The following is a 4977-nucleotide window of genomic DNA, read 5'->3' on the forward strand; positions in this document are numbered from 1 at the left end:
GTCCGAGGCCGTGGGGGCGCAGGTGTCGGTCTCCGGGGCGACGACGGACGGGCTGGGGTTCCCCGGGAGGGGGGAGGGGCTGATGGCGGTGGCGACGGCGTTGGTCGTACGGCTGGGGTGACCCGGGGCGTGTGCGGGCCGGCCACGGCCGGCCCGTCCGGCGTTCGAGGACGGGGCAAACCCCCGGTTCACCCCCTCCATGTCACGAATACGCGCACCTTGCGCCGTAAGGTCGCGGGGCACTGCCCCGCGCCTACTACCCTGGAGTGGTGACTATTCGCCTGTACGACACCAGCGCCCGGCAGATCCGTGACTTCACCCCGCTCAGGGCGGGTTGCGTCTCGATCTACCTGTGTGGCGCCACCGTGCAGGCCGCACCGCACATCGGGCACATCCGCTCGGGACTCAACTTCGACATCATGCGCCGCTGGTTCACCTACCGCGGCTACGAAGTGACGTTCATCCGGAACGTGACCGACATCGACGACAAGATCATCGCCAAGTCGGCCGACCAGGGCCGCCCGTGGTGGGCGATCGGATACGAGAACGAGCGCGCGTTCAACGACGGGTACGGGGTGCTGGGATGCCTCCCGCCCACGTACGAGCCGCGGGCCACGGGGCACATGACCGAGATGGTCGAGATGATGCGCACGCTCATCGAGCGCGGGCACGCCTACGAGTCCGACGGGAACGTGTACTTCGACGTGAAGTCCTTCCCCGGATACCTGCAGTTGTCCAACCAGGAGCTGGAGAACCTGCTCCAGCCCGAGGGAGAGGGCGAGACCGGCAAGCGGGACCCGCGCGACTTCGCGATGTGGAAGTCCGCCAAGCCGGGGGAGCCGACCTGGGAGACGCCGTGGGGACGGGGACGGCCGGGCTGGCATCTCGAGTGCTCGGCGATGGCCCACAAGTACCTGGGCAGCGCCTTCGACATCCACGGCGGCGGGCTCGACCTGATCTTCCCGCACCACGAGAACGAGATCGCCCAGTCCAAGGCGTACGGCGACGAGTTCGCCCGCTACTGGGTGCACAACGCGTGGGTGACGATGGCCGGCGACAAGATGTCGAAGTCGCTGGGCAACTCGGTCCTCGTGTCCGAGATGGTCAAGCAGTGGCGGCCGATCGTGCTGCGCTACTACCTCGGCACCCCGCACTACCGCTCGATGATCGAGTACAGCGAGGAGGCCCTGCGCGAGGCGGAGTCGGCGTTCGCGCGTATCGAGGGCTTCGTCCAGCGGGTGGTGGAGAAGGCCGGGGGCGTCGTGGAGCCCTCCGCCGAGGTGCCGCCCGCCTTCGCCGAGGCCATGGACGACGACCTCGGAGTACCGCAGGCCCTCGCCATCGTGCACACCACCGTCCGGCAGGGCAACAGCGCACTGGCCGCCGACGACAAGGAGGAGGCGGTGGCCCGGCTGGCCGAGGTACGGGCCATGCTCGGGGTACTGGGCCTCGACCCGCTCGACCCGCACTGGGCGGGTGAGAGCGACCGCGGTGAGGACCTGCACGGGGTCGTCGACAGCCTGGTGCGTATGGTGCTCGACCAGCGGGAAGCCGCCCGCGCCCGCAGGGACTGGGGCACCGCGGACGGTATCCGCGACCAGCTCAACCAGTCGGGCCTGGTCATCGAGGACAGCCCCCAGGGGCCGCGCTGGTCCCTCGGCCCGCGCTGACCTTCCGTACGCGCAGGAGCAGGGAACGCGGCAGGCGTTCACCAGAGTTCAGAGACGACAGAACGACAGACAGGTAGGTCATGGCCGCAAACAACCGCCGCATGTCCGGCAAGAAGGGCGCGCAGGTCGGCAGTGGCGGCCAGCGGCGCCGGGGCCTGGAGGGCAAGGGCCCCACCCCGCCCGCCGAGATGCGCAAGGGACACAAGAAGAACCGCATCGCGACCGCCAAGGCGAAGCAGTCGGCGCGCCGCCCCGCGCCGAGGGGCCGCGGCGGCAAGTCCACCTCCGAGCTGGTCGTCGGCCGCAACCCCGTCGTCGAGGCGCTGCGCGAGGGCGTGCCCGCGTCCACGCTGTACGTCCAGCAGTTCATCGACAACGACGAGCGCGTGCGTGAGGCGCTGCAACTCGCCGCCGAGCGCGGGGGGATCAACCTCATGGAGGCTCCCCGCCCCGAGCTCGACCGCATGACGAACGGCCTCAACCACCAGGGCCTCGTGCTCCAGGTCCCGCCGTACGAGTACGCGCACCCCGAGGACCTCGCCAACGCCGCGTACGACGAGGGCGAGGACCCGCTGATCGTCGCCCTCGACGGGGTGACCGACCCGCGCAACCTGGGCGCCGTCGTCCGGTCCGTCGCCGCCTTCGGCGGGCACGGTGTCGTCGTACCCGAGCGGCGCGCGGCCGGTATGACCGCCGGTGCCTGGAAGACGTCCGCCGGTACGGCGGCCCGTACGCCCGTGGCGCGCGCCACCAACCTCACGCGCTCCCTGGAGGCGTACAAGAAGGCCGGGATCGTCGTCGTCGGACTCGCCGCCGACGGCGATGTCGAACTCGGGCAGCTGGACGCACTCGACGGGCCGGTCGTCATCGTCGTCGGCAGCGAGGGCAAGGGACTGTCCCGACTCGTGGGCGAAACCTGTGACTTCCGGGTGCGGATTCCGATGCCGGGTGGTGCGGAGTCGTTGAACGCCGGTGTGGCGGCGGGTGTGGTGCTGTACGAGGTGGCGCGTCGGCGGGCGTGAAACCGTACTCACCTGGGCGTTCGTGGTGTTCCGGATGATCTTGATGCTGTCCGGACAGATCGGCGCGGTCAAGGCAGTGTCCTAACGTCACGTCACTCGGTTAGATGAGTGTGGACACCAGAACACCCCGCACACCCACGGGGGACCGCTCGTCGGGATACGACGACGCTCCCGCGCTGAGCATGGTGAAGGTGCCGAGCGATCCGGCGCAGGTCATCGTCAATCACGCGAGCTTCCGCGTGCAGCTGGGTTCGCCGACGCGGCCCCAGTCCCCGCGTATCGCACGGCATGTGAGCGCAGCCCAGGACACCGCGCACATGCCCGTCGTGGGAGCTGCGGGCCGGGCAGGCGCGGCCGCAGGTACGCGCCGCCGGGCGCCCGTCGTCTGGAGCGGTAGGTCCGCCCCCGACGACACGGGAGCCCACCGCCTGCTGCAGGCCGTGCGGAACACGAGCGTGCGCCACGGCACCGCGGACCCGGTGGACGACGTCGGAGCGACGCAGGTCCTCCCGCGTATCGACGGCATCGAGGCCGGCCGATACGACGACTACGGGCGCTACGGCTACGACTCGACCGTGGACACGGTCGAGACCCCCGTCGTCGGCGCCCAGCGCGGCCCCAGCGACCACCACGCCGACAGCACCCGGCTGCTGCCCCCCATGCGCGGTGCGCGCGGCACGTACGACGAATCCGCGTATGACGAATCCGCGTACGGGGACGCCGACTACGCGGACACCGGCTACGCGGACACCGGCCATGCGGACGGGGACTTCGAGGAGCTGTACGAGGTCGAGGCCGACGACGGGTACGAGCAGGAGCCCGTCTCGCGGCGCCGCGGTGTGTCCGCCTCCGCGGTGGGGGTGCGGCACGGGTACTACCCCGGCCGCCGGATGAACCTCGGCGTGGTGCTGCTGCCGCTGCGCGTCTTCCTCGGGTTCATCTCCATCTACGCCGGTATGGGCAAGCTCTGCGACCCGCACTACTTCGACGGCGGCAAGCGCGGCTCCATGGTCAAGTGGCTCAACACCCTGCACCCCTGGGAAGTCGCCGAGCCGCTGCGGCAGTTCGCCCTGGAGCACCCCGTCGGCTCGGGCCTCGTCATCGCCTTCGCCCAGGTCGTCGTGGGCGTCGTCACGGTCCTCGGCCTGTGGCAGCGCCTCGCCGCCGTCTTCGGAGTCCTGCTGTCGGCCGCGCTGCTCGTCACCGTCAGCTGGAAGACCGTCCCCGCCTACGAGGCGCCCGACATCATCTACCTCGCCGCATGGTCCCCGCTGGTCATCGCCGGTGCTCCCGTGTACTCCGTCGACGGGCGCCTCACCGCCGGCGCCTGGCGCAGGCTCGGTCCGCGCGCGGACATCTGGGACCTGCGGCGGTACGTGCTGCGCCGCGGCGTCCTCCTCATCACCGTCGCCGTCGGCCTCACCCTGCTCATCGGCTCGGTGCTCGGCGGAGCCGTCCGCGACGCCGACCGTGTCGTCGTACCCGGACCCGGTGAGTCCCCGCGCAACGAACAGCCCGGCTCACCGCTCCCCGGCACGCCCGGCGACCGCGACAGGCGCACCCCTTCGGCCGGCAACTCGCCCACGCGGGGCGCCACTTCCGCGAGCCCCTCCACCGAGGGCTCGGCCAGCCCGGGCGCGAGCCGCGACACGGGTGCCGTGACCGGTGGTCGGCCGAGCCAGACCCAGGGCACGATCGGCCAGGCCCCGCCGCCGCAGACGGCCCCCGGTCGGCAGAATCCGAGCACCAGCTCAGGCCCGTCCTCCAGCGGTGGCGCGTCGGCGGGTGCCTCCTCGGGCGGCGGCTCGGGCGGCGCCGGTGGAGGCGGCTCGGGCGGCGGAGGCCAGTCCGGACTCGTGGGCGGTCTCCTCGGGTAATCCCTCGGCCGTACGACAAGGGGCCCCGCGCGTGTGCCGCGCGGGGCCCCTTCGTGTCGTACCGCCGTGGGTCAACGACCCAGTGCCGCCAGCTCCTTGGCCGCCTCCGACAGGTCCTTCGCCGTGTCGATGGCGCGCCAGTACGCGCCCTGCGGGATCGGGAAGCCGGCCAGTCGGCGCTCACGGGCCAGCCGCGGGAACGTGGTGCGCTCGTGGTCGCCGCGCTCGGGCAGCAGACCGGCGAACTCGGGGGAGAAGACGTAAACGCCCGCGTTGATCTCGTACGTCGTCGGCGGGGCCTCGATGAAGTCCGTGACCCGCCCGAAGCCGTCCGTCTTCACGGCACCCCAGGGGATGCGCGGGCGGGCGAGGGCGAGTGTGGCGACGGCGTCGCGCTCGGTGTGGAAG

The 4977-nt window shown here is 71.5% G+C and carries 4 protein-coding genes and 1 pseudogene; 4 read left to right on the top strand and 1 reads right to left on the bottom strand.

The features are described from left to right. The 4 genes and pseudogenes from FNH04_RS48290 to FNH04_RS41145 all read left to right on the top strand — a co-directional run. A pseudogene (locus FNH04_RS48290) lies at positions 1–121 on the top strand (2-C-methyl-D-erythritol 2,4-cyclodiphosphate synthase); the annotation flags it as partial. A gap of 148 nt (positions 122–269) precedes the next feature. Continuing rightward, positions 270–1670: a cysteine--tRNA ligase gene (gene cysS, locus FNH04_RS41135; protein WP_322725352.1), complete on the top strand. Its 1401-nt coding sequence runs from the start codon at positions 270–272 to the stop codon at positions 1668–1670. Between the two features lie 80 nt (positions 1671–1750). Next, positions 1751–2692: a 23S rRNA (guanosine(2251)-2'-O)-methyltransferase RlmB gene (rlmB, locus tag FNH04_RS41140; protein ID WP_152791293.1), complete on the top strand. Its 942-nt coding sequence runs from the start codon at positions 1751–1753 to the stop codon at positions 2690–2692. Between the two features lie 104 nt (positions 2693–2796). Beyond that, complete coding sequence (locus FNH04_RS41145; RefSeq protein WP_152791294.1) at positions 2797–4569, top strand: DoxX family protein; 1773 nt, start codon at positions 2797–2799, stop codon at positions 4567–4569. A 71-nt stretch (positions 4570–4640) separates the two neighbouring features. Here FNH04_RS41145 and FNH04_RS41150 read toward each other — a convergent pair. After that, a partial coding sequence (locus FNH04_RS41150) for a nucleotidyltransferase family protein (RefSeq protein WP_265581662.1) occupies positions 4641–4977 on the bottom strand: 337 nt, incomplete at its 5' end.

This window comes from Streptomyces phyllanthi (genome assembly GCF_009377205.1).
GTDB classification, from domain to species: domain Bacteria; phylum Actinomycetota; class Actinomycetes; order Streptomycetales; family Streptomycetaceae; genus Streptomyces; species Streptomyces phyllanthi.

Bases quoted from the DNA above. Each gene is read 5' to 3' on its own strand.
- FNH04_RS41145 (WP_152791294.1), top strand. From the start codon at position 2,797: ATGAGTGTGGACACCAGAACACCCCGCACACCCACGGGGGACCGCTCG.
- rlmB (WP_152791293.1), top strand. From the start codon at position 1,751: ATGGCCGCAAACAACCGCCGCATGTCCGGCAAGAAGGGCGCGCAGGTC.